The organism is Stenotrophomonas sp. TWI169, assembly GCF_039674705.1.
Lineage (GTDB): Bacteria > Pseudomonadota > Gammaproteobacteria > Xanthomonadales > Xanthomonadaceae > Stenotrophomonas > Stenotrophomonas maltophilia_P.
Genome location: NZ_JBDJOB010000004.1, coordinates 213,879 through 236,331, shown reverse-complemented (window position 1 = coordinate 236,331; position 22,453 = coordinate 213,879). Strand labels below are relative to the sequence as shown.

The window sequence follows — 22,453 nt, the reverse complement described above, 5'->3', positions numbered from 1 at the left end:
TTCCAGCAGATCGCGGAAATCTGTCTAAGGCGGGGGGGGCCGGTTGCGGGGGCGTGAGCCGCATTGATGCGGCGACCGAGCTTACATGGACGTACTTGCAGCGACCCCCGCAACCGGACCCACCCCGCCATCCCACGGAATGCGCGCTGTTGCTGTTGCTGTTGCTGTTGCTGTTGCTCCAGCTCGCAGCAGGTGCAGGGCGCAGCCCTGCCGGGAATCCCCTACTCCTGGGGGTCGCGGGTGATGTGGATGTCCGTTGGCGTGGACAGCGGAATGTTCCGCTCCGCCAGGATCTGCAACAGACTGAAATACAGATCGCTGCGGGTGCCGTACACCTGCCGCGGGCTGGCCACGTAGGCGAAGCTGTTGATGGTGATCTGGCCGCCGGCAATGCCGTCGATGTAAACCGTCGGCGCGGGCGTCTGCAGCACGCTGGTGTGCGCGCCATAGGCATCCAGCATGGCCTGCCGCAGGCCGGCGACGTCGGTGCTGGTCGGTACCGCGAACTGGATCTGGATGCGGCCCTGATTGTTGCCCATCGTCATGTTGCGGATGGTCTTGGTGATCAGCTCCGAGTTGGGCACGATCAACGTGGACTTGTCGCCCACCTGGATCTCGGTCGAGCGCACATTGATGCGGCGGATGTCGCCTTCCTGGTCACCCAGCTTCACCCAGTCACCGATCTTCACCGGTCGCTCGGCCAGCAGGATCAGGCCGGAAACAAAATTCTGGGTGATCGCCTGCAGGCCGAAACCAATACCCACCGACAACGCACTGACCAGCAGCGCCAGCTTCTGCAGGTTCAGTCCCATCACCGTCAGGGCCCACAGTACTGCGATGATGATGCCAAGATAGCGGGCGACGGTGCTGATTGAATTGCGCGCGCCCAGATCCAGTTCGGTCTTGGGCAGGTAGGTGTCGGCCAGCCAGCGCTGCACCACCTGCATCACCCCCAGCCCGGCCAGCAGCACGCCGATGGCCAGTACGATGCGGCCCGGCTCCAGCGTAAGGTCCTTGGCGATGGGAATGCCATTGGCCAGCGACGCGAAGCGCTCCACGATCGAGCCGACATTGCCGAAGGGCGCGGCCAGTGCCAGCAGCGCGATCAGGACCACGAAGGTGCGCAGCACCGCCGACAGCAGCACGCCGGCCTGCTCCAGCCTGGAGACGCTCAGGCCGGTGCTGAGCAGGATGGTCTGGCCAACCTTGCTGTCGGCGTTCAACAGCCAGGTGCAGAAATCATCGACGAACTTGAACAGCAGTGTGGCTGCCAGCACCACGATGCTGCCGCCGATCAACTGCTGGTTCACGAACTTGGCGAAGTTCACATAGCCCAGCAGCGTGGCGATGATCGCCGCCACCACCGCGATGTTGCCAGCCACGCGCGCCAATACCAACCAACTGCTGCGGCGCACCGGCTGCTGTGCGCCGAGACCATCGGCCTGCGCTTCCAGCTTCGCTTCGGCTTCGGCCGTCTGCCGCCGGTGCAGGCGTGCCAGGGTCACCAGCATGGCCATGATCAGGCCGAGGTAGGTCAGCGCAATCACGCCATCCAGTGCCACCGTGGTCACGTCGCTGGTGCGGGTGGCACGGTCAATGGCCACCAGCACGTTGCTCAGCCAGGCCAGCGCAGCGGCACCCCAGGCGTACTTGCGCAGCTTCAGCGCGGCGGTGTCATCCAGGTTCAGCAGCCGCCAGGAGGGGCGCCTGGGCATCAGCAGGCACGCGCTGAGCGCGGCGATGAAGGCCGCAGCGAAGGTCGCCGCCACCAGGCCATCGGCCACGTTCTGCAGGCGCGGGGCGATGCCGCCAATGGCATTCAGCGAAGCCACCAGCACCACCACCGCATAGCCCGGCAGCAGGGTGCCCACCAGCAGCAGCCACATGGCCAGGCCGGAACGGCGCAGGCGGCCGTCCGGCGCGCGTTCCGAGGCGGCAAACCGGCGCCCCAGCGCGCGCAGCCACAGGCGCAGCGGGAACATCATCACCAGTGCTCCGGCCAGGCCGAGCAGCAGGGTGCCCCAGCCGTGGGTGTCGATGGCCTTGGCCAGGGTGTCACGCCCCTGTTGCGCCAACGGGCGCACGCGGGCGATGTCATCGGGAAGCTGATCGGCCACCTGCCGCCAGAGCGACGGCGACAGCGGTGAATCAACCTTGCGGCCCAGTTCCTCGCTGATCTGCGCGGAACGTTGCTTGTCGATGTCCGCACTCAACTGCTGGGCACGCACCGCGATGGCTTTGGCTTGGGCCACCGAGGCGGCCAGGGCATCGCTCTCGCGGCTGAGCGTACGTCGCTGCGCGGCCAGGTCGGGGGGCTCGGTGGTGCCCTGCGGCGCTTCACCCAGCTGGGCCAGCTGCTCTTTGAGCTGGTCCAGCTGTGGCTGCAGGGACTTTTCCAGCGCCTCGGCATCCCGCTTGGCCTTCGAGGCGTTCTCTGAAAGCGTGCCGAGTGTTTCGGTGGCTTCGGCGTCGTCACGCTTGCGGTCGATCTCCTTCAGCGCGCTGTCAATCTGTGCCAGCTGCTGCTTCGGCGTAGGCGCCTCGTTCTGCGCGAGCACCGGCGCGGACAGCAGAAGGACGGCACCCAGCAGCAGGCCCAGCCAGGGCCCGCGCATGCGGATCGATTGCAGGAAGGAAGACACGCCAGATGCACACCGGTTCGCGCGGACCACCGCGCCTGCGCGCGACTATACGGCACGACCGGTCAAGGTCGGATGCCCGGGGCGGCCCCGCCCGCAGCACCCGCCCCCGCGGTTCAGTACTTCAACCGCAGCTCCTCCACCGTCGGCTGCTGCAGCGCATACCAGTCCTGGAACTCTTCCTCGGTGATTTCGTCCGGGGCGTACACCGCCACCGGAGGCCAGTCGTGGTCGGTCGGCAGCGGCTGGCGCGGACCGGCGCGCAGGCTGTAGCTGACGCCCTCATAGTCCACCAGATCGTCGACCTGCGGCCATTGCTCGCGCGCGAACGCGGTTTCACTCTTCAACAGGATCACCTGGTACATCGGCACCTCCACTTCAGGTTGGATCGGAACACCCGGCGCTGGCGGCAGGATACCGCCGCCCCGATGACAGCGGGAATGACGCCGCGGCGACGCAATGTTCTGGACACCGCCATCGCTCCGGCTTCACCCGCTCGTGGCGAGGCCGTCGGCATCGTGGAGGCCCGTTCCCGCTGCGCCTGCCGATGACCGAACAGCTGCCACTGAAGACCGTCGCCGACCTCAAGCTGCCCCGCTACCTGGGCACCTGGTATGAGATCGCGCGCCTGCCAATGCGTCACGAGCCGGAAGGCTGCACCGATGTCTCGGCGCACTACAGCCTGCTCGACAACGGCAACGTCAGCGTCCACAACCGCTGCCGCATGGACGGCCAGGTCGAGGAGGCCAGCGGCGAAGCCTGCCCCGTCGACAACGACAGCGCGCGCCTGGAAGTGAGCTTCCTGCCCAAGGGCCTGCGCTGGCTGCCCTTCGCCAAGGGCGACTACTGGGTCATCCAGATCGCTCCGGACTACAGCGTGTCGCTGGTTGGCAGCCCCGATCGCCGCTACCTGTGGCTGCTGGCACGGGAGCCGAAGCTGGACGCCACCGTGCGGGACCATTATCTGGCCACGGCGCGGCTGCAGGGCTTCGATCTGTCCGAACTGATCCACACGCCGCACACCGGCCATCCCACCGCCTGACCCATCACCATGGACCTGAAAAGTGGCTATCCCTGGTGGGCCGTACGCAATGGCCTGATCCAGGCATTTCCCCCGCTGGAGGGCGACCTGCGCTGCGATGTGCTGGTGGTCGGCGGCGGCATCACCGGCGCACTGATCGCCGATGAGCTGTCAGGTCACGGTCACGATGTCGCCCTGATCGAGCAGCGCGACATCGGTTGGGGCAGCACCGCCGCCAGCACCGCGCTGCTGCAGTACGAGATCGACACCCATCTGCTGGAACTGGCCCAGCGCTATGGCCACGACGCGGCCACGCTGGCCTACCGGGCCTGTGCCGAGGCGATCCCGGCACTGGGCGAAGTGGCGCGTGGCCTGAAGGACGTGGACTTCCGGCGCATGGACAGCCTGTACCTGGCCAGTCGCCACCGCGACGTGCCCCGCCTCATGGCCGAGGGCCAGGCACGCCGCAGCGCCGGCCTGGACGCCCGCTGGCTGGGCCCGGAGGCGCTGGCGGAGCGCTTCGATGTGGACGCCGGCGGCGCATTGCTGACCCGGCAGGCAGCGCGGGTCGACCCTTACTGCCTCACCTATGGATTGCTGAAGCGGGTGCGCCAGCGCGGCGGCCACATTCACGATCGCACCGTGCTGCACACGCTGACGCCAGGCACACGGGGCGTAACCGCCCAGACCGAATCAGGCGCGACGATCCGCGCAGGCCACGTGGTGCTGGCGATGGGATACGCCAACCAGCGCTGGCTTTCGCAGCGCGTCGCACGCAACCGCAGCAGCTATGCCTTCATCACCGACCCTGTCGATGCCGCGGTGCTGGGCCCCCTGCAGCGCACGATGGTGTGGGAAAGCGCGCGCCCCTATCTGTACCTGCGGGCCACCGGCGACCGTCGCCTGCTGGTGGGCGGGCTGGACGATGCCATCGATATTCCGGCACGGCGCGACCGGCGGGTGGAAGGCAAGGCGGACAAGCTCATGAAGCAGCTGCTGCACTGGTTTCCCAAGCTCGACCCGGTACCGGCATTCTCATGGGCCGGTACCTTCGCCGAGACCGCCGACGGATTGCCGTTCTTCGGCCCGCATGAACAGTGGGGGCCGCGCGTGCACCTGGCAATGGCCTACGGCGGCAACGGCATCACCTATTCCATGATCGGCGCACAACTGCTGCGGGCCCGCATCGAGCGGCGCAAGCATCCGCTGGCGGAGCTGTTCGGGTTCGGGCGGCTGTGACCTGCAGCCGGGCATGGCCCGGCTCTACCCCAATCCGGCGCCGACAGGCATCATTCAAGCACGCCCTGCTAGCGTCGGCCTGTAACGCCGCGTGTGGCGTGGTCCCTGTCCGCTGGAGCGCCAAGATGATCCGCCCCCTGACCCTGCTGTTGTGCCTGGCCCTGCCCGGGACCGTGCTCGCCCAGTCCGCTGCCGGCGCCACCGCACCGCAGGCATCCGGGCTGGATCTGACATTGCCGCAGGCGCCGATGCGTTACCTCAACGATCCGACGTTGCAGCAGGACCCGCCGGGCACCTACTACGGTGACAAGAGTGGCCCGCGCGTGCACGACGATGCCGGCATCGCCGACGTGCAGGACGACAAGGTGAAGGTCTCCGGCAGTTTCACCACCGGCATCGGGTACTCCAAGCGGGGCGGCAACAGCCACTACAACGCCGCCACACTGAATCTGAGCAAGAACTACACCACCGACGAGGGCAAGACCCGCGGGGTGAACCTCAACATCCACGTCAGCGAAGGCGAGGGCCCGGGGTTCTTCGGCCCGTATGGCGGTTACTACGGTCGCGGCCCCGGCTACTGGGACTACCCGCCGCCCTACGGCTGGTAAGCACCTGCGGGCAGCGCCGGGCCATGCCCGGCGAGCGCAGCGCATGCATCAGGCCGCCGGGCATGGCCCGGCGCTGCCCGAGGCGCTCAATCCAGCCAGCCGTCGCGTTCGCTGTGCAGGATGCGGCCGTCATAGCCGCTCAGGCGCACCTCGACCTTCTGGTTGCGGGCATTGCGCGCTTCCAGCGACCAGGTGGCGCCATCGCGCTCCAGCGAGTGGATCTCGCGCAGGCCCTGCGACTGTGCCTTGGCCAGCACCTGCTCGGTCGGCAGCAGCGCGCGGCCGTTGTGCTCATCGAAGATCTCGCCGGTCTTCGGGTCCACGTAGACCTCGCTGAAGCGGCCATCGGCGCGGCTGACGTCGGCTTCCCACAGGCCGTCATCGCGTTCGATCTCGTGGATCTGGGTGTAGCCGGCTTTGCGCAGGGCCTGCTCGGCCTGGGCCATGCCCAGCGGTGCAGCGTGCGCGGCCGGAGCGATGGCCAGCACGGCGACGGTGGCGAGGGTGAGCGACTTCAGCATGGGAGTTCTCCTGTTCGTGGCCGGACCATTCCGGCAGCACCACGATGCCGCGGTCGGCTAACAGCCCCTTAGCGGCCATCGTTAGTCGGCTGTTAGTCGGCGGTGCCATGCTCGCGCCTGTCGCCATCGCCCGAGGATCCGTCACCGATGCTGGTCTCCCTGCCCCTGCTGCTGGCCCTGGCCACTCCGGGCTCCGCTGCCGGCCCTGCGCCGGACCCGGCGCAGCAGGTCGCGCGCCGCGCCGTGCAGCAGGGCCGTTACGTGCCCCTGGAACAGGTGGTGCGCGACGCGCTCAGGCGCCAGCCCGGCCAACTGCTGGAGGTGGAGTTGGACGACGCGGTGTACGAGGTGGAGATCCTGCGTGACGACGGCGCAGTGGTGGAGCTGGACTATGATGCGCGCAACGGGACGTTGTTGAAGATGGAACTGGACGACTGATGCGGATCCTGCTTGCCGAGGATGACACCGAGCTGGCCAAACGCCTGCAGCCCCTGCTGGAGCAGGCCGGCTACGTGGTCGATGTGGCCACCGATGGCCGTCGTGCGGAAGAGATCGGCCAGATCGAGGACCTGCATGCCGCGGTCGTCGATCTTGGCCTGCCCGGCCTGGATGGACTGAGCGTGATCGAGCGCTGGCGTGCCCATGGCCGCGATTTTCCGGTGCTGGTGCTGACCGCACGCAGCCGCTGGCACGACAAGCTGGCCGGCTTCGATGCAGGCGCCGATGACTACCTGACCAAACCGTTCCAGGCCGATGAACTGGTGCTGCGCCTGCGTGCCCTGATCCGCCGCAGCCGGGGCCACGCCAGCCCGCGCCTGCAGTGCGGCCCCCTGCAGCTTGACGTCAACGCCGGTCGCTTTGAACTGGACGGGCAACCGTTGCCGCTGAGTCCCCAGGAGTTCCGCGTACTGAGTTACTTCATCCATCACGCCGGCCGCGTGATCAGCCGCGACCGCCTCGGCGAACAGGTCTTCGAAGGCGGTTACGATCCGGACTCGAACGCGCTGGACGTGCTGCTTGGCCGGGTGCGGCGCAAGCTGGGCGTGGAACTGATCCATACCGTGCGTGGCCAGGGTTGGCGGCTGGCCGAGGCATGAGCGCGCGCCAGCCTTCATTGCGGCGGCGGCTGCTGCTGGTGGGGGGCATCGGCCTGGTGCTGGTGTCGGTGCTGGCCAGCGTGCTGCTGGGCGAGCTGTTCAAGCGCAGCGCGCGCGACCGTCTTGACGGCGAGTTGCAGCAGGACATGCTGACTCTGCTCGCGCAGGCGGAGATCGATCCCGACGGACAGCTGCGGCTGCGCCAGGAACCCAACGACGCGCGCTTCCAGCGTGTGTTCTCCGGCGCCTACTGGCAGATCACCGACCACAACGGCAAGGTGCTGCTGCAGTCGCGCTCGCTGTGGGACCAGACCCTGCCGGTCACAGCCACCGGCCCGGCCGAGCGCAATCTGAGCGGGCCGATGCAGCAATCGCTGCGTGCCCGTGTGCAGCAGGTACGCCTGCCACGTGCATCGCAGCCCTACATTGCGCTGGTTGCCCATGATCGCAGCGCGCTGGACGCGGACACCGCCGCCTTCCGTCAGCGCAGCGCGCTGGCGCTGGGCCTGCTGGTCGCGGCATGGCTGGCGGTGCTGGCCAGCCAGGTGCATTTCGGCCTGCGCCCACTACGCGGCCTGGGCCAGCAGCTGGAACGCATCCGCCGTGGCGATGCCGAGCGCATCGACCGCAGCCGGCTGGATCTGGAGATCGCGCCGCTGGCCGATGAGCTCGATGCCCTGCTCGATCACCACCAGCGCATGGTCGCGCGCGCGCGCAGCAGCGCCGAGGACCTGGCGCATGCGCTGAAGACGCCGCTGAGCGTGTTGGCGGCCGAAGCGGAGGGTGAAGGACGCGGCTGGCGGCGCACGGTGCACGAACAGGGCGCGCGCATGCGTGCGAGCATCGACCGCTACCTGGCCGCCGGCCTGGCCGTGGACCACCACCAGCGCAGCGATGTGGCGCCCGCGGTGGAGGCATTGTGCCGATTGATGACCCGCGTGCATGCCGGCCGCCGCATCCGCTTCCAGATGGACGTGGCACACGGGCTGGCCTTCGCCGGCGCAGCCACCGACCTGGAGGAGATGCTGGGCAACCTGCTGGACAACGCCGGCAAATGGGCCGCCAGCGAAGTACGCCTGCGGGCCCTGGCCAAACAGGACCGGCTGCATATCGAAGTGCGCGACGACGGCCCGGGGCTGGACGAAGCCAAGCTGGAGAGTGTCCTGCAGCGTGGCGTACGCCTGGACGAACGGGTGGAAGGCAGCGGCCTGGGCCTTGCGATCGCCGCGGAGATCGCCGCCAGCCACGGCGGCTCACTGCGCCTTTCCAACGAGAACCCGGGACTGCGCGCACGGCTGGAACTGCCGCTGGCCCCGACGGACGCCCCGCCTCCCCGGTAGAGCCGCCCCGGCGCTGCACGACCCGCCTCAGCGGTGATGCATCCACCAGCAGTCGATGGCGTCGAGCACGATGTGGATCACCAGGCCGATGCCCACCAGACGGGTCTTCTTCGGCACGCACAGCCCGGCGTACACCGCGATCGCCGGCGCGGTGTGCAACGGGTGGAAGCCGATGCTGCAGCGGTTCGGCGCGTAGATCGGATCGGCCAGCAGATGGTCGAGGTCGATGATCCAGCCCAGCAGCATCAGCAACCACGCCGACGCAAAGCGCTTGCGCCAGAACAGCCATGCCAGCAGGGCTGGCACGGCGGCATGCAGGAACAGGTGGAAGATCGCGCGGGCGCTCATCAGGACCGGTAGCGCCGGGCCATGCCCGGCGTGGCCGCAGGCATCAGACCAGCGGCTCGTCGGACAGGTAGGTGTAGCCGGTCAGGCCCGCCTCCAGCGCCTGCGACAGTTCCTGCGCACGCTCCGGCGACAGCCCGGCGGCAGCCACGCGCTGGGCATAGGCCGCGCGCAGGTCGTCCAGCCGGTAGCCCACGTAGTCCAGCATCACGTCGGTGGTGTCGCCACGACGCTGCTGGGTGATCGCGTAGCCGTCCGCATCGGCCACCACTTCCACCGCGTCGGTGTCACCGAACAGATTGTGGATGTCGCCCAGGATCTCCTGGTAGGCACCGACCATGAAGAAGCCGATGCGGTAGCTCTCGCCGTGCTTTATCGCGTGCAGCGGCAGCGAACTGTCCAGGCTCTCGTTCTCGACATAGGTCTTGACCATGCCGTCCGAGTCGCAGGTCATGTCGGCAATGATGCCGCGACGGTCCGGCACTTCGTCCAGCCGCTCGATCGGCACGATCGGGAACACCTGGTCGATGGCCCACGCGTCGGGAATCGATTCGAACACGCTGAAGTTGACGAAGTACTTGTCGACCAGGCGCTCGTTCAGTTCATCCAGCGCCGGACGGTGGCTCTTCTCGTCATAGCTCAGGCGCGCACGCACGCCGTGGGCGATGGCGTAGAACAGGTCGTCGATGCGCGCACGCTGCGGCAGGTCGATCTGGCCCAGCGCGTAGCTGGACAGGCCTTCGGCATGGAAGTGCTGCGCCTCCTGGAACAGTTCCACCGCCGGGCGCACGTCCAGTTCCTCGTGGATCTCGCGCAGATGACGGATCGAAGCCGGCTCGTCATCGTGCTGGTCCGGCACGCGGCCCTCCTGCGCCTGTTCCACTTCGGACACATTCGCGATCAGCACTGCATGGTGCGCGGTCATCGCACGGCCGCACTCGGTAACGATGCGCGGGGGGGGCAGGCCGTGCTCTTCGCAGGCGTTGGCCAGCGGCTGCACGATGTTGCTGGCATACGAATTCAAGCCGTAGTTGATCGAGCAGAAGCTGCGCGACCGGGTGCCTTCGTAATCCACGCCCAGGCCGCCGCCCACGTCCACGTGGGTGATCTTAGCGCCCAGCTGCGACAGTTCAACGAAGTAGCGGGTGGCTTCGCGCATGCCGTTGGCGATGTCGCGCACGTTGGAGATCTGCGAGCCCATGTGGAAGTGCAGCAGGCTCAGGCAATCGGCGTACTCGGTATCGCGCAGCGACTTCCACAGGTCCAGCAGCTGGCGCGGGGACAGGCCGAACTTGGCCTTGTCGCCCCCGCTGTTCTGCCACTTGCCGGCGCCCAGCGACGCCAGCCGCATGCGCACGCCCAGGCCGGGCTTCACGTCCAGCGCCTTGGACTCTTCCAGCACCAGCTTCAGCTCGGACGGCTTCTCGATGACGATGAAGGTCTGCAGGCCCAGCTTGCGACCGATCAGGGCCAGGCGGATGTACTCACGGTCCTTGTAGCCGTTGCAGACGATCAGGCCGCCCGGGCGCGACAGTGCCAGCACCGCCATCAGCTCCGGCTTGCTGCCCGCTTCCAGGCCGAAGCCCTCGCCGTGGTGGCTGGCCAGGGTACCGGCCACGCCGCGGTGCTGGTTGACCTTGATCGGGTACACCGCGGTGTAACCACCCGCGTAATCCCAGTCCTGCTGGGCCTGGGCGAATGCCGCCTGCAGCTTGCCCAGGCGCTGGCCGAGGATGTCCGGGAAGCGCACCAGCAGTGGCAGCTTGGCGCCCGCCTCGCGGGCGGCGTCCACCACCTTGGGCAGCGACACCACCGGGCCGTCCGCCCCGGTCGGTCTCACCACCATGTGCCCGGCCTGATCCACGTCGAAGTAACCATCCGCCCAATGCGGGATCGAGTAGGTCTTGCGGGCTTGGTCGAGGGACCAATCGGTCATTTCAGTCGGCCTTGTTGGCAATAAAAGGGGGGGCATGATAACGCCTATATGCCCACAGGTTCGTTATCATGCGCGCCCGCGCCCGTGACCCGGCTCCTGCCGGACCTGAACAGGCCGATCCGTCCGGATGTGGCTTGCGCCACGCGGCCCCGTGCCGCCAACCCGGCTCTACCCCCTCCGAACAGGACCCCAGAAGGACACGTCCCATGACTGACAGTAACAACTGGTACATCGAGCATTTCGAGCGCACCGGCTCGGCCATCGGCTACCGCATCACCGGCAAGCTGGACGAGGTGCAGTCGCCCTTCCAGAAGATCGAGATCTTCCAGACCACCGACTGGGGCAACCTGATGACCATCGATGGCGCCATCATGCTGACCAGCAAGGACAACTTCTTCTATCACGAGATGATCAGCCACCCGGTGCTGTTCACCCACGCCGCCCCCAAGCGCGCGGTGATCATCGGTGGCGGCGACTGCGGCACCCTGCGCGAAGTGCTCAAGCACAAGGGCGTGGAGAGCGTGACCCAGTGCGACATCGACGAGCAGGTCACGGTGATGGCGCGCAAGCACTTCCCGGAGCTGTGCGACTCCAACGACGATCCGCGCGCCGAACTGCTGTTCGACGACGGTGTGGCCTACATGGCCAACTGCCCGGCCGGCAGCGTGGACGTGGTGATCGTGGACTCCACCGACCCGGTCGGCCCGGGCGAAGGCCTGTTCAACAAGGCCTTCTACGAGAGCTGCTTCAAGGCGCTGAAGGACGATGGCATCCTGGTTCAGCAGTCCGAATCGCCGCTGATGCAGCTGGAACTGATCAACGAGATGCGTACCGAGATGGGCAAGGCCGGCTTCGGTTCGTTCAAGACCCTGCCGTTCCCGCAGCCGTGCTACCCGACCGGCTGGTGGAGCGTGACCATGGCGCGCAAGGGCGACAGCAGCTTCGACTTCCGCCAGGCCGATTCGGCCGCCAAGACCTTCACGACCCTGTACTACACCGCCGCGCTGCACACCGGCGTGCTGGTGACCCCGCCGTTCGTGCAGGCGGCACTGAAGAGCTGATCCAACAAAAAACCCGCGCTGGCAGCAGCGCGGGTTTTTCATTTGCAGGCAACGCCGGGCGATGCCCGGCGTTTCGCTTACAGCGCCCAGATTCCGGCAATCACCGCCGCCACCAGGCCCCACTTGATGACCTGGTAGGCCACCACGCTGCGCTCGCGCAGCGCCTTGGCCTTCAGGCGCACCTTGTACAGGCTGCCGAATGCCTTGTTGACACCCCCGGTCGGATCACCTGGCAGGTTCGGCGAAGCGCCACCGGCCAGCAGCGTGGCGGCCACCGCACGGTTGAACAGGCCCGGCAGGCCGAAGCGCAGCGGGCGCGCGATGTCGCAGAACAGGATCACTCGGTCCTGCTCGGTCTCGTTATGCGCGTGGTGGATGTAGGTTTCGTCGAACATCATCCACTCGCCGTCGCGCCAGCTCTTCCGGATGCCGTCCACTTCGATGTAGCAGGCATCATCGTTGGGGGTGCTCAGGCCCAGGTGCAGGCGCAGCGAACCGGCGAACGGATCGCGGTGCGGACGCAGCTCGCTGCCCGGCGGCAGCTGCGCGAACATCGCTGCGCGAACATCCGGAATCGACTCGATCAGGGCCACGGTCTTCGGGCACAGCGTCTTCGCTGACGGGTGCGAGGGGCCGTACCAGCGCAGGTAGAAGCGCTTCCAGCCACGGCGGAAGAACGAGTTGAAGCCCGCATCGTTGAAACTGCTGGACGCAGCGATCTTCTGCGCATCGCGCAGCGCCAGCGCCTCGTCACGGATCATCTGCCAGTTCTGGCGCAGGGGTTCCAGCTGCGGGAACTCCTTGCCCGGGTCCAGAAACGGCGTGGTCGGCACCTTCGAGAACATGTACATGACCACGTTGATCGGGGCCATGAAACTGGAGTGGTCCAGCAGCTGGCGCGACCAGCGCGCGCGGACCTTGCCACGGAAGTGGATGTACAGCACGCAGGCCACGAACAGCACTGCCAGTACGATCTTGATCATCAAAAACTTTCCTCCGGCGGCAGCCGGAACGGGAATCAGGGGGCGATGCACGGCGCAGGCGGCCGGCATCGGTGGCAACGCGGCAGGGGACGGGGACGTGCCGGAACGGGGCGGCCGCCGATGTCGCGGATGAACAGCTTATGGTCGGCAGGCCGTGCGCCGGGGTCAAGCCACACGTGCGCCATGTTCAGCGGCGCTTGGCTGAACGGGTGGATTTCTTCTTCAACTTATTGATTTTCAATGCCCCAAGCCGAGAAGTGAGACGAAATTGTCCGCCCGTGCGCGACGAACTGTTCCAGCCACGGCCCCGACATTTCTCCGACAGAACGTGGATTAGCGAACTTGCCGGTACTAAAATTGACTTAACGAAAGTTTAGCCAGTTTCCCCCGCCTCACCGGTTCGCTTGACGCTTCAGCGCCGCCCACCGGGTCGTCCGAGACCCCGCCATGCCCCTTCCTGCCTCCCCCTGCCAGACCTGCGGCGATGACGCCACCACGCCCCTGCTGCTCAAGCGTGGCGAACGCCTGCTGGCCCCCGATGTCTATCGCACCTGCCTGGATGGCCGCGAGGCCGTCATCAAGGACTACTCCCGCTATCGCGGCACGCCGCTGTCGCTGGTCGCACGCCTGATGGTGCGCCGTGAAGCGCGCATGCTGCAGCGCCTGGGCGGCTGGAAGCACGCGCCGGCGCTGCTGGGAACACTGGGAGGCCTGGCACTGGGCATGGAGTTCATTCCCGGCCAGACCCTCAGCACCGCCCAGGCAGTCGGCAATGAAGTGTTCGAGCAGCTGCAGCACGCACTCAGCCGCCTGCATGCGGCCGGCATCACCCATAACGATCTGCACGGCACCAACGTGGTGGTCAGCGGCGGCGTACCGGTGCTGCTGGACTTCACCTCGGCCTGGCGCGCACCGCGCTGGCTGCGCCGCAATCCGCTGACCCGGCAGATGCGCCGCAGCGACATGAAGAACCTGCTGAAGATCCGCCAGCGCGTGACCGGGCAGGCGCCCAGCGCCACCCAGGCCGCCCTGGTGGCCGACCCCGGCTGGGTGGCCGCAGTGCGCCAGGGCTGGAAGCGGTTCTATAAGTGGGCGAAGCGCCGGTAAGCGTCGCTCCGCTCACCGCTTTACCGCTCCTTGTAGAGCCGAGCCCATGCTCGGCTGCTCTTTGTAGAGTCGAGCAAGCTCGACTCTACATGACAGCGGAACGGCAGCCGAGCATCGGCTCGGCTCTACAACATCCCGCCGGACGGCTTACAGCGCGTCTGCGTCCAGCTCGCCGGTACGGATACGCACCACGCTGCCCAGGTCATACACGAATACCTTTCCGTCGCCGATCTTGCCGGTACCGGCCGCCTTGACGATGGCTTCCACCACCGCCTCCACCTGGTCATCGGTCACGGCCACTTCCAGCTTCACCTTCGGCAGGAAGTCGACCACGTACTCGGCGCCACGGTACAGCTCGGTATGCCCCTTCTGGCGGCCGAAGCCCTTGACCTCCGTCACCGTGATGCCGGTGACGCCACGCTCGGCCAGCGCTTCGCGCACGTCGTCGAGCTTGAACGGCTTGATCACCGCCATGACCATCTTCATCGTCGATCTCCTGTCTTCCGGCGTGGAGGATAGCGCCTGAACGCGCCCGGTGCGACGCCGCGGCTGCCTGTCCGGGCAGCGCGCGCCGGCAGTATCCTTGTGGCTGAACGGCCTGCCCGCGCCTGATGCGCGGGCGCCACCCACGGAGCACCCCATGATCGACCTGAACCAAATCGATGACCTCGCCCGCCGCCTCAGCGACCTGGTGCCGCCGGGCCTGCGCGAATCACGCGAGGAACTGCAGGCCACCTTCAAGAGCGCGCTGCAGGCTGGGCTGGCCAAGCTCGATCTGGTCACGCGCGAGGAATTTGAAGTGCAGCGCGCGGTGCTGCTGAAGACCCGCCAGAAGCTGGATGCGCTGGAAACAGCGGTGCGCGAGCTGGAAGGGCGCCGCGCCGCAGAATGAAAAAAGGAGGCGCACTGCGCCTCCCACTTACAGATTATTTCCCGGATGGGGCCTTGCAGCAAGGCCCACCTGGCCCCCTAGACTCGCCGGCCTGTCGATCCGGCAGGACAACCTGGGGGTATCGCGATGACGCAGGACACCGAATGGACACCCGTTTCGCAGGACACCTGCGATCAGGTCGCCGGGCCGTTCTATCACGGCACCCGGGCCGACCTGGCCACGGGCGATCTGCTGGTTGCGGGCTACAGCTCCAACTATCGCGATGGCGTGGTGATGAACCACGTCTACTTCACCACGATTGCCAAGGGCGCCGGGCTGGCCGCGGAGATGGCCCGGGGCGAGGGGCGGCCGCGTGTGTACGTGGTGGCACCGACCGGGCCGTTCGAGGACGATCCGAACGTCACCAACAAGAAGTTTCCCGGGAACCCGACACGGTCGTATCGCAGTGCACAGCCGTTGCGGATTGTCGGTGAGATCACCGAGTGGGAACCCTACGATGCGGACTTCATCCGGCAGTTGAGGGAATTCGTCGCATCGGGGAGTGGCGAGATCATCAACTGATGGTCTATTGGTGCTGAGCGTTGCGCACATCTTCATCGGCATCGTAGATGTCAAGGCCGAGCTCGATGCCGCGCTCTCCCAGGGCGAGCAGGACCTTGGGCGAAAGCGAGACACCATCATTGCTGCTGCCCATGAAAAGGCCGCAGAACAGGTCAGGCCGGAACCGTGCCAGCGACTTCCATATGGCGGGATCTCCGGTGAGCTGATCAAGGATCTCAAAAATCTGAGCCTCCAGATCTTCAGGCTCACGACGCATCGCGGCCATCCGCCAGCTTCCGGTCCTGGCGATACGCACGACGCCCGAGTGGCTGGCTGCAAGTTCCTGGCCCTTGTGATGCGAGGCGGTTGGAGCCGCCCCCAGCAGAGCACTGATCTCATCCGGCAGAAGGTCGTCGCCGAAAAATCGGAGCGTTACCAGGGAATGATCGAATGCTGCCATTGAAGTCGGGTCGTCTTTTCGGAATGTCTTTCAGTATGCGCGTCCCGTCGATGTCAGCCTTGATCGGACCTGCGCGATTGCCGAGTGCCTGGCACGCCTGTCCATCAATGCGCGGGCTGCGTCTGTAGTGCACTTGGCCCCCTGCGCAGCAGGTACAGCGCGACCAGGAAGGGCCACAGGGAGTTGATGGAAGAGAACAGGCGCTGGGTGAGTCCCCTGAAACCCTGCGGATCCGCGCCCACCAGGTTCAACCATAGATAGACCACTGCCGCGATGCTCACCACGGCAGTCACGGCATAGGCCCTTCGGTTGGCCGACCAGGCCCGCAGTTCGATATGCGACATCGCCGGCGCAATGATGTTCGCGATACCGATGGCGTAGAAGCCGTGCATCGGATGACCCATGGGCCAGAGCCCATTGGTCAACATGGAGACGCCAAAGATCATCCAGCAGGCGGCACCCACGGCGATCCGGCGACCGGATTCCCGCCATAGCGCAATGGCAAACAGTACGAACCCCAGCCCGCAGCCGATGGCGGCGATCCGTCCGCACAGGCTTGCGAGCACGGGTGCCTGCAGCAGCTCGCTGGCGTGCTGTGCAATCGGGTTGTAACCGGGTGCGAGCATCGCAGCAACGGTGGTCCAGAACAGGAACCATGGCAGGGGTATCAGACCCGCGAAAAGAAGAGGTCGGCTGTGGCGCAACATCTGCAATGATCCTTGTCGGGGTCTGCACGGGTCGGCGAATCCATTCAAACGCCACTTCTCGTCCTGCGGGCAGCTACATCCCAGTGACTGCCGCGGCAGTCAGACTCGCCGTGGCGCGCTGGACGGTCAATAGGTGGAAAGTCACTCGCACCTTCGCAGACGCGCGCCGCACGCTGTCGCAATCAACGCACTCTTCTCCCTCCAACAGACGAATCTGACGGGGCCGTCGCAGAAGTACCGAAAGCCCCGCCGTTCAAGCCTCTCGCGCCACTCCTCCCTATACGACAATGCCGGAAACGTCTCGGGCCTGGCCGCATTGGCCCGATCCCTTGGCACTCCCCACAACGGCGGGCAAGCGTTGCTCCGCCACCGTGCATCGGTGGCCGGGCCTCGAAAACCCGCCGTTGTGATGAAGTCTACGCCTGCCGGCTAAGGCGGGCGGTGCGTGGGGGCCTCCGTGCCCGCCGGCCCAACACAACCCGGTTTTCGAGCCACGCATCGTCCGCCTCCCTACCGCTGGCAGCTCATGTCGGCCCGTGCCGGCGCACTCCCTCAGTAGTCGTAGCTCACGCTGACGCGCAGCGAGCGCGGTGCCTGCCGCACCGTCGCTGCGCCGTACAGCGGGTCCGGCTGCCCCGGATCCAGTTCGGAGTACGGCGATTTCCACAACGCCACCTGGCTGTTGAATACGTTGAACACATCCAGGTTGAAGCCCAGCCGCCCAGCCGCCACCGAAGGCCGGTAGGAGACACCCAGATCCAGCTGTTTCAGCCAGGGCAGCCGCCCCTGGCTGCCCGGAGGCGCGGGCTGGCCGTTGTAGAAGTGGTAGGCAATGCCGTAGCCGGAAGGGTCTTCGAAGTTCGGGCCATACGAACCCAACGCGCTGAAGGGCGCGCCGGAAATCACCTTGAGGTTGGCCGAGACCAGCCATTCCGGCGTCAACTGGTAGTAACCATGCAGCTTGAACTGGTGGGTGTGGTCGTTGCTCTGCGGCCCGTTGGTGTGTTCCATCAGCTGCGCGTAATCCCAGGCCTGCGTGGTCGACACCGCCGTCTGGCCGATGCCCGACAGCAGCTGGCCTTCGGTGGTGCCATAGCTGCGCGACCACGTGTAGTCCGCCCGGCCATACCAGCGGCCATCAAACGGGTGCTCCAGCGACAGGTTCACCGCGTAGTAGTTGCGCTTGAACCTGGGGAAGCCCATCTCGGCATTGGTCAGCGGCACGCTTACGTAGTTGCCGCTGGTATCGACCAGATTGAAGGTGTTCGCACGGCCAGGATTGATCAACCAGCAACTGACCGGATTGCTGTCCTTGGTGACGTCATACCCCAGGCTGTCGGCCTTGGCCAGCACCGCGCCGATATCGCAGTAGTCATCCACGCCGCTGCGCAGCACCCGATAGGTCGCCTTCGCGCCGTACACCCAGTTCTGGCCGAGCGCCCTGCTGAAGCCCAGGATGAACTCGTCCTGGTAGGACGGCTCGATGCCGGAGGTCGCCACCGTCTTCGGATCGGGCAGCACGCCGTAGTAGTTGTTGGCCGACACCGCGCCGGAGAACGCGGTGAGGTCGGTTGGATAACCGTTGCTGTCGATGCCGCCATAGGTGTAGTACGTCGAGGTGGCCAGCGTCGCGCCCGCCGCGTTGAAGGCCGGGTTGAGCGGCAGCGCGAGGTAGTAGCGACCCGCGTTGCCGAACACCTTGAAGCGCCCGTCGCCGTCGACGTCCCAGCTGAAGCCCAGCCGCGGCGCCCACTGACCGCTGGTCTGCTTGATGTAGGCGTCGCCATCGCGGTTGTAGTTGGTGAACTGATCCAGGCGCAGGCCCAGGTTCAACAGCAGGCGGTCGGTCACCTGCCAGTTGTCCTCGATGTACTGCGCCCGCTGCGAGGCGCGTACCGACGCCAGTGCGCTGTAGATGTACTGGCGCACGTAATAGCCGTCCTCACCATTGCGGATGCCGCCGGTGGCCGGCACGCCCAGGCCGGTATTGAGGGGCACGTTCGGGTTGGACTGGCCATAGATCCAGTAGTAACCGTCGGCGGAGGCCACCGAGCCACGGTTGAGCGCACGGGCATTCTGGTTGTCGATGCCGACCGTGATGCTGTGGTTGCCCCATCTGTAGTTCGCATCCAGTCGCAGGTTGTTGCTGCGGTTGCCGCGATCCGGGTTGACCAGCAGCGACGTGGTCTGCGCATTGGTGATCGGCGTACCACCGTTCAGCGCCGGATTCTGAAGCGTGGCGCTGCTGATGTAGGTCAGGCTGCCGTCGTAGGCCGGGTTGCCGATGTAGTCATCGGTACGCATTTCGCCATACTGCGCGCTGACGGTAAGCCGGTCGGTCAGGTAGCCGGTGTACTTGGCCGTCCACAGGTCGCCACCGGTCTTGGTGGTGTCTTCCTTGCCACGCTGCGCACCGCGGGTGAGCGTGTCGTAGTCGTAAGCGAAGCTATCGCCCCGGAAGACATTGCGGCTGGAGGCTCCGGTCAGTTCCAGCAGGTGGTTGTCGGTGATGTTCCAGTCCAGCTTGGCGTACCAGCGCGGGCGGTCGTACTCATAGCGGGAGTAGGCATTGGTCGCCTCCACATTCTTGACGTCGGTGCCCTCACGGCGCTCGAGCTCGTACGAGCCGAAGAAGAACAGCCGGTCTTCCAGGAGCGGGCCACCGGCGTAGATGCTCTGCGTGGTCACCCACTCGCGGTCCTGGCTTTCCGGTGAATACAGCGCGCCATTGCCCGGGTAACGCACATCGTCCTTATCCGAGCGCGTGGATGCTGGTTCCCAGGTGACCTGGCCACCGAATCGCCACTCATTGGTGCCGCGCTTGCCCACCGCATTGATGACGCCGCCATCGGAACGGCCGTACTTGGCGCTGTAGCCACCGGTGTAGATTTCCTGCTGGTCGATGCTGCCGTAGGGCAGCGTGAGGCCACCCAGACCGCGCAGTGGATCGGTGCTGTTGAAGCCATTGATGTAGTAAGCGTTCTCGGCAGCGGACGAACCGCCGAAGCTCACCAGCTGTGCACCGGTCGGGCCGGCATAGGTGCCATTGCCACTGTTGCCGTTGACCCCGGGCGCAAGCTGCGCGATCGCCTCGGCCGAGCGACCCAGTGGCAGGCGCTGCAGCTGCTCGGCCGTGATCACCGTGCGCGAGTCCACGCTGCTGACATCGATCGCAGCCGCGGCCCGGTCGGCGCTGACCTGCACACCGTCCAGCCGGGTGACGTCAGCGAAGGACACCTCGGTACTGGCGCCTACCGTCAGCGAAATGCCCTCGCGGGTCTGCAGCACGTTCCCTTCGGCATCGCGTGCTTCCACCACGTAGCGGCCCAGTGGCAGCTGGCCGACGGTAAAGCGGCCTCGCCCATCGACCGTCACCTCGCGGGTGAGGCCGGTATCGCTGCGAACGAAGATGCGCTGGGCGGTGGCCGGCGCCTGTCCGGCGATCGCGCCGGTGGTGGACTGTGCATGAAGTGTGGGAGACGCGGTGGCAAGCAACACCGCCAACGCCAGCAATCGCGGGCGCAGTGAAGAACGAGCTGTCGTCATCGTGGGCTGTACGGGTAGTGGGGGAAGCAATGCCAGCCGCAATCGGTGGACCAGACATCGCACATTCATTAACCCCGCCCGCGCCCCAATGCAGAAATGCTCAGTGGTTATCTGCTTTTGGCCGACGGTCATACCGAGCCGCGCGCGCGTCGGTGCCTCCCCCCCTCGTGCCACGCAGCTTCGATGAAGTGAGCTTCAACCAGCTGAGCACCGACGACACGGTGCCGCCACTTGCTAGCGAAAATCAGGAGGTCGGCGCCCGTCGCGCATGGACACCACCCGCCGCATACGCGCCGGTTCGGCGTTGCGCGGTCAGCGTGGCGCGGAACGCTTGCCGAATACCGCCATCAGACCGACGCTGGTGCCGATCAATGCGCCGAAGCCACCCCACTTGGCCGGTTCGCCGACTGACAGCACGATGCCCCCCATGTTCATGTCCATGCCCAGGCCGATCAGGGCACAGAGTATGCCGACGGCAACCCAGTAGGCCGGTTTGCCGGGCAGTTCGAACTTCATCCGGTCAATCATTCTTCTTGCCTCTCTTCATTTGGAATACATGAGGTTGCGGCCTTTCATACGACGTTCCCTTCGCGAACTGCTTGCTATCAGCGAAGTCGCCGACGCGATGATTCGCCATCGACTGTCGCATGAACACCGATGCCTCGGCCAGTGCTTTGGACGACGCTTCATTGCTCAGGCAGTCGTCGATCAGCGTCGCACGCTCAGCAGGTTCGCGTGGGTCCGGTTCTATCGCCGGATCGAAGCGGACCATGCGGCGCAGGCGCACGTCGCTGAGCGCCAGCTTGCGCAGGAAAGCCCTAGGCGCCTGGCCAGCAATGCCTGATGGCGACGGACAGAGTGACGGCCGCACCATCGAGCCTCTCTCTCTGCAGGAAGCACACATGAGCCTGGCCCTGGTCTACAGCCGTGCCCGCGCCGGGGTCGAGGCCCCGCTGGTGCGGGTGGAAGTACATCTTTCCGGTGGCCTGCCCGCCACCCAGATCGTCGGTCTGGCCGAAACCAGTGTGCGCGAGTCGCGCGAACGCGTACGTGCGGCGCTGCTCTGCGCGCGCTTTGATTTCCCGCAACGGCGCATCACCCTGAACCTGGCGCCCGCCGATCTGCCCAAGGAAGGCGGGCGCTACGATCTGGCCATCGCCCTGGGCATTCTTGCCGCCAGTGGCCAGATCCCGCCGCAGTCGCTGCTGCCGTACGAGTTCCTGGGCGAGCTGGGCCTGACCGGCGAGCTGCGCCCGGTTGCAGGCGCGCTGCCCGCCGCCATCGCGGCGGCCGAAGCGGGCCGCATCCTGGTGGTCCCACCGGGGAATGCGGCCGAATCGGCGCTGGCCGAACACGCCGACGTGCGCGTGGCCCGCACGTTGCTGGAATGCTGCGCCGGGTTGGGCAATCCGCGCCTGCTGCCGCAGGTTGAGCGGGTGGACACCACGCCCCTGCCGCTGCCGGATCTGGCCGATGTGCGCGGGCAGGTGCATGCACGGCGCGCGCTGGAAGTGGCTGCGGCCGGCGGGCACCATCTGCTGCTGATCGGCAGCCCCGGTTGTGGCAAAACCCTGCTCGCCTCACGCCTGCCCGGGCTGCTGCCGGCGTCCACCGAGATCGATGCCTTGCAGCTGGCGGCCATCGCCTCGGTCAGCGGCGAAGGGCTGGACCCGAAGCGATGGCGGCAACGACCGTTCCGCGCGCCACACCACAGCGCCAGTGCTGCGGCACTGGTGGGCGGCGGCAATCCGCCCTGCCCCGGCGAGATATCACTGGCGCACCATGGGGTGCTGTTCCTGGATGAACTTCCCGAGTGGAACCGCAGCGCGCTGGAGACCCTGCGCGAGCCGCTGGAATCGGGCCACATCCGCATCGCCCGCGCTGCACGCAGCGTGATGTTTCCGGCGCGGTTCCAGCTGGTCGCGGCGATGAACCCCTGCCCCTGCGGTTGGGCCGGCGACCGCAGCAACCGTTGCCTGTGCACCGATGAGCGAATTACCCGCTATCGCGCCCGAGTCTCCGGCCCGTTGCTGGACCGCATCGACCTGCACATCGCGGTGACGCGCATGGATGCGGTGGAGCTGCGCGAGAGCACGCCGCTGGGCGAGCCCAGTGATGCGGTGCGCGGGCGGGTGGAGGCTGCGCATGCGCGGCAGCAGATGCGCGGGGGACTCAATGCGCATCTGCCGCCCGCTGCGCTGCGCGCGTGCACGCGGTTGGGCGAGGCCGACCAGGATCTTCTGGAACACGCCATCGAGCGCCTACAACTGTCAGCGCGCGCGATGCATCGCATTCTGCGCGTGGCACGCACGATTGCCGATCTGGCCGGGTGCGAGAACATCCAGACCGCGCATCTGGCCGAGGCGATTGGCTATCGACAGCTGGATCGGGGGAAGGCGAGCCAGTGATGC

The 22,453-nt window shown here is 66.5% G+C and carries 23 protein-coding genes; 11 read left to right on the top strand and 12 right to left on the bottom strand.

Annotated elements, in window-relative coordinates; translation table 11 throughout:
* Positions 1-221 precede the first annotated feature (221 nt).
* Entirely contained in the window at positions 222-2,615 is a 2,394-nt protein-coding gene (locus ABE543_RS05260; RefSeq protein ID WP_262219057.1) for a DUF3772 domain-containing protein, read from the bottom strand.
* 140 nt (positions 2,616-2,755) lie between these two features.
* Positions 2,756-3,004, bottom strand: a complete 249-nt coding sequence (locus ABE543_RS05255; RefSeq protein ID WP_053520409.1) for a hypothetical protein — start codon at positions 3,002-3,004, stop codon at positions 2,756-2,758.
* Positions 3,005-3,186: 182 nt separating this feature from the next.
* Here ABE543_RS05255 and ABE543_RS05250 point away from each other — a divergent pair, with 182 nt between their 5' ends.
* From ABE543_RS05250 to ABE543_RS05240, 3 genes are all read left to right on the top strand, one after another.
* Positions 3,187-3,681 carry a lipocalin family protein gene (locus ABE543_RS05250; protein WP_053520408.1) on the top strand — a complete coding sequence of 165 codons (495 nt, stop codon included), beginning with the start codon at positions 3,187-3,189 and terminating at the stop codon, positions 3,679-3,681.
* A 9-nt stretch (positions 3,682-3,690) separates the two neighbouring features.
* Positions 3,691-4,899 (top strand): FAD-dependent oxidoreductase, encoded by a 1,209-nt coding sequence (locus ABE543_RS05245; protein ID WP_065181517.1) that lies wholly within the window; start codon positions 3,691-3,693, stop codon positions 4,897-4,899.
* 125 nt (positions 4,900-5,024) lie between these two features.
* Complete coding sequence (locus ABE543_RS05240; RefSeq protein ID WP_053520406.1) at positions 5,025-5,507, top strand: hypothetical protein; 483 nt, start codon at positions 5,025-5,027, stop codon at positions 5,505-5,507.
* Positions 5,508-5,593: 86 nt separating this feature from the next.
* Here ABE543_RS05240 and ABE543_RS05235 read toward each other — a convergent pair whose 3' ends face one another.
* Entirely contained in the window at positions 5,594-6,028 is a 435-nt protein-coding gene (locus ABE543_RS05235; RefSeq protein WP_053520368.1) for a PepSY domain-containing protein, read from the bottom strand.
* Between the two features lie 147 nt (positions 6,029-6,175).
* Between ABE543_RS05235 and ABE543_RS05230 the strand changes: the two genes are divergently transcribed.
* From ABE543_RS05230 to ABE543_RS05220, 3 genes are read left to right on the top strand one after another with little or no spacing between them, the layout of a single operon-like run.
* Positions 6,176-6,466 carry a PepSY domain-containing protein gene (locus tag ABE543_RS05230; protein WP_053520369.1) on the top strand — a complete coding sequence of 97 codons (291 nt, stop codon included), beginning with the start codon at positions 6,176-6,178 and terminating at the stop codon, positions 6,464-6,466.
* Complete coding sequence (locus tag ABE543_RS05225) at positions 6,466-7,125, top strand: response regulator transcription factor (protein ID WP_053520370.1); 660 nt, start codon at positions 6,466-6,468, stop codon at positions 7,123-7,125. The genes ABE543_RS05230 and ABE543_RS05225 overlap by 1 nt, the downstream gene beginning before the upstream one ends.
* On the top strand, positions 7,122-8,465 hold the full coding sequence (locus ABE543_RS05220) for a HAMP domain-containing sensor histidine kinase (protein WP_197572272.1): 1,344 nt from the start codon (positions 7,122-7,124) through the stop codon (positions 8,463-8,465). The genes ABE543_RS05225 and ABE543_RS05220 overlap by 4 nt, the downstream gene beginning before the upstream one ends.
* Positions 8,466-8,492: 27 nt before the next feature.
* On the opposite strand, the gene ABE543_RS05215 is transcribed toward ABE543_RS05220, so the two are convergent.
* Together ABE543_RS05215 and speA are read right to left on the bottom strand one after the other, a co-directional pair.
* A complete protein-coding gene (locus tag ABE543_RS05215) occupies positions 8,493-8,813 on the bottom strand; it encodes a DUF6122 family protein (protein WP_065174355.1) in 321 nt (106 codons plus the stop codon).
* A 43-nt stretch (positions 8,814-8,856) separates the two neighbouring features.
* Positions 8,857-10,746: an arginine decarboxylase gene (speA, locus tag ABE543_RS05210; RefSeq protein ID WP_053520373.1), complete on the bottom strand. Its 1,890-nt coding sequence runs from the start codon at positions 10,744-10,746 to the stop codon at positions 8,857-8,859.
* A 206-nt stretch (positions 10,747-10,952) separates the two neighbouring features.
* Here speA and speE point away from each other — a divergent pair, with 206 nt between their 5' ends.
* A complete protein-coding gene (speE, locus tag ABE543_RS05205; RefSeq protein ID WP_346475392.1) occupies positions 10,953-11,807 on the top strand; it encodes a polyamine aminopropyltransferase in 855 nt (284 codons plus the stop codon).
* Positions 11,808-11,884: 77 nt separating this feature from the next.
* On the opposite strand, the gene ABE543_RS05200 is transcribed toward speE, so the two are convergent.
* A complete protein-coding gene (locus tag ABE543_RS05200; protein ID WP_053520375.1) occupies positions 11,885-12,790 on the bottom strand; it encodes an aspartyl/asparaginyl beta-hydroxylase domain-containing protein in 906 nt (301 codons plus the stop codon).
* A 447-nt stretch (positions 12,791-13,237) separates the two neighbouring features.
* Here ABE543_RS05200 and ABE543_RS05195 point away from each other — a divergent pair, with 447 nt between their 5' ends.
* Complete coding sequence (locus ABE543_RS05195; protein ID WP_053518133.1) at positions 13,238-13,897, top strand: RIO1 family regulatory kinase/ATPase; 660 nt, start codon at positions 13,238-13,240, stop codon at positions 13,895-13,897.
* Positions 13,898-14,044: 147 nt separating this feature from the next.
* On the opposite strand, the gene ABE543_RS05190 is transcribed toward ABE543_RS05195, so the two are convergent.
* Positions 14,045-14,383: a P-II family nitrogen regulator gene (locus tag ABE543_RS05190; RefSeq protein WP_005411374.1), complete on the bottom strand. Its 339-nt coding sequence runs from the start codon at positions 14,381-14,383 to the stop codon at positions 14,045-14,047.
* Positions 14,384-14,537: 154 nt separating this feature from the next.
* Between ABE543_RS05190 and ABE543_RS05185 the strand changes: the two genes are divergently transcribed.
* Together ABE543_RS05185 and arr are read left to right on the top strand one after the other, a co-directional pair.
* Positions 14,538-14,789, top strand: a complete 252-nt coding sequence (locus ABE543_RS05185) for an accessory factor UbiK family protein (RefSeq protein ID WP_053518135.1) — start codon at positions 14,538-14,540, stop codon at positions 14,787-14,789.
* Positions 14,790-14,915: 126 nt separating this feature from the next.
* Complete coding sequence (gene arr, locus ABE543_RS05180; protein ID WP_197571359.1) at positions 14,916-15,350, top strand: NAD(+)--rifampin ADP-ribosyltransferase; 435 nt, start codon at positions 14,916-14,918, stop codon at positions 15,348-15,350.
* A gap of 4 nt (positions 15,351-15,354) precedes the next feature.
* Here the strand turns inward: arr and ABE543_RS05175 are convergent, their stop codons facing one another.
* The 5 genes from ABE543_RS05175 to ABE543_RS05155 form a co-directional block, all read right to left on the bottom strand.
* Positions 15,355-15,789, bottom strand: coding sequence for a DUF4279 domain-containing protein (locus ABE543_RS05175; RefSeq protein ID WP_197571360.1), 435 nt, complete (start codon positions 15,787-15,789; stop codon positions 15,355-15,357).
* Positions 15,790-15,893: 104 nt separating this feature from the next.
* Entirely contained in the window at positions 15,894-16,496 is a 603-nt protein-coding gene (locus ABE543_RS05170; RefSeq protein WP_197571361.1) for a DUF998 domain-containing protein, read from the bottom strand.
* 552 nt (positions 16,497-17,048) lie between these two features.
* Entirely contained in the window at positions 17,049-20,042 is a 2,994-nt protein-coding gene (locus tag ABE543_RS05165; RefSeq protein ID WP_346475391.1) for a TonB-dependent receptor, read from the bottom strand.
* Positions 20,043-20,354: 312 nt separating this feature from the next.
* Complete coding sequence (locus tag ABE543_RS05160) at positions 20,355-20,558, bottom strand: hypothetical protein (RefSeq protein ID WP_128988335.1); 204 nt, start codon at positions 20,556-20,558, stop codon at positions 20,355-20,357.
* 4 nt (positions 20,559-20,562) lie between these two features.
* Complete coding sequence (locus tag ABE543_RS05155) at positions 20,563-20,916, bottom strand: hypothetical protein (protein ID WP_346475390.1); 354 nt, start codon at positions 20,914-20,916, stop codon at positions 20,563-20,565.
* 28 nt (positions 20,917-20,944) lie between these two features.
* On the opposite strand from ABE543_RS05155, the gene ABE543_RS05150 reads away from it, so the two are divergent.
* Positions 20,945-22,450 carry a YifB family Mg chelatase-like AAA ATPase gene (locus ABE543_RS05150; RefSeq protein ID WP_111187240.1) on the top strand — a complete coding sequence of 502 codons (1,506 nt, stop codon included), beginning with the start codon at positions 20,945-20,947 and terminating at the stop codon, positions 22,448-22,450.
* Positions 22,451-22,453: the final 3 nt, after the last annotated feature.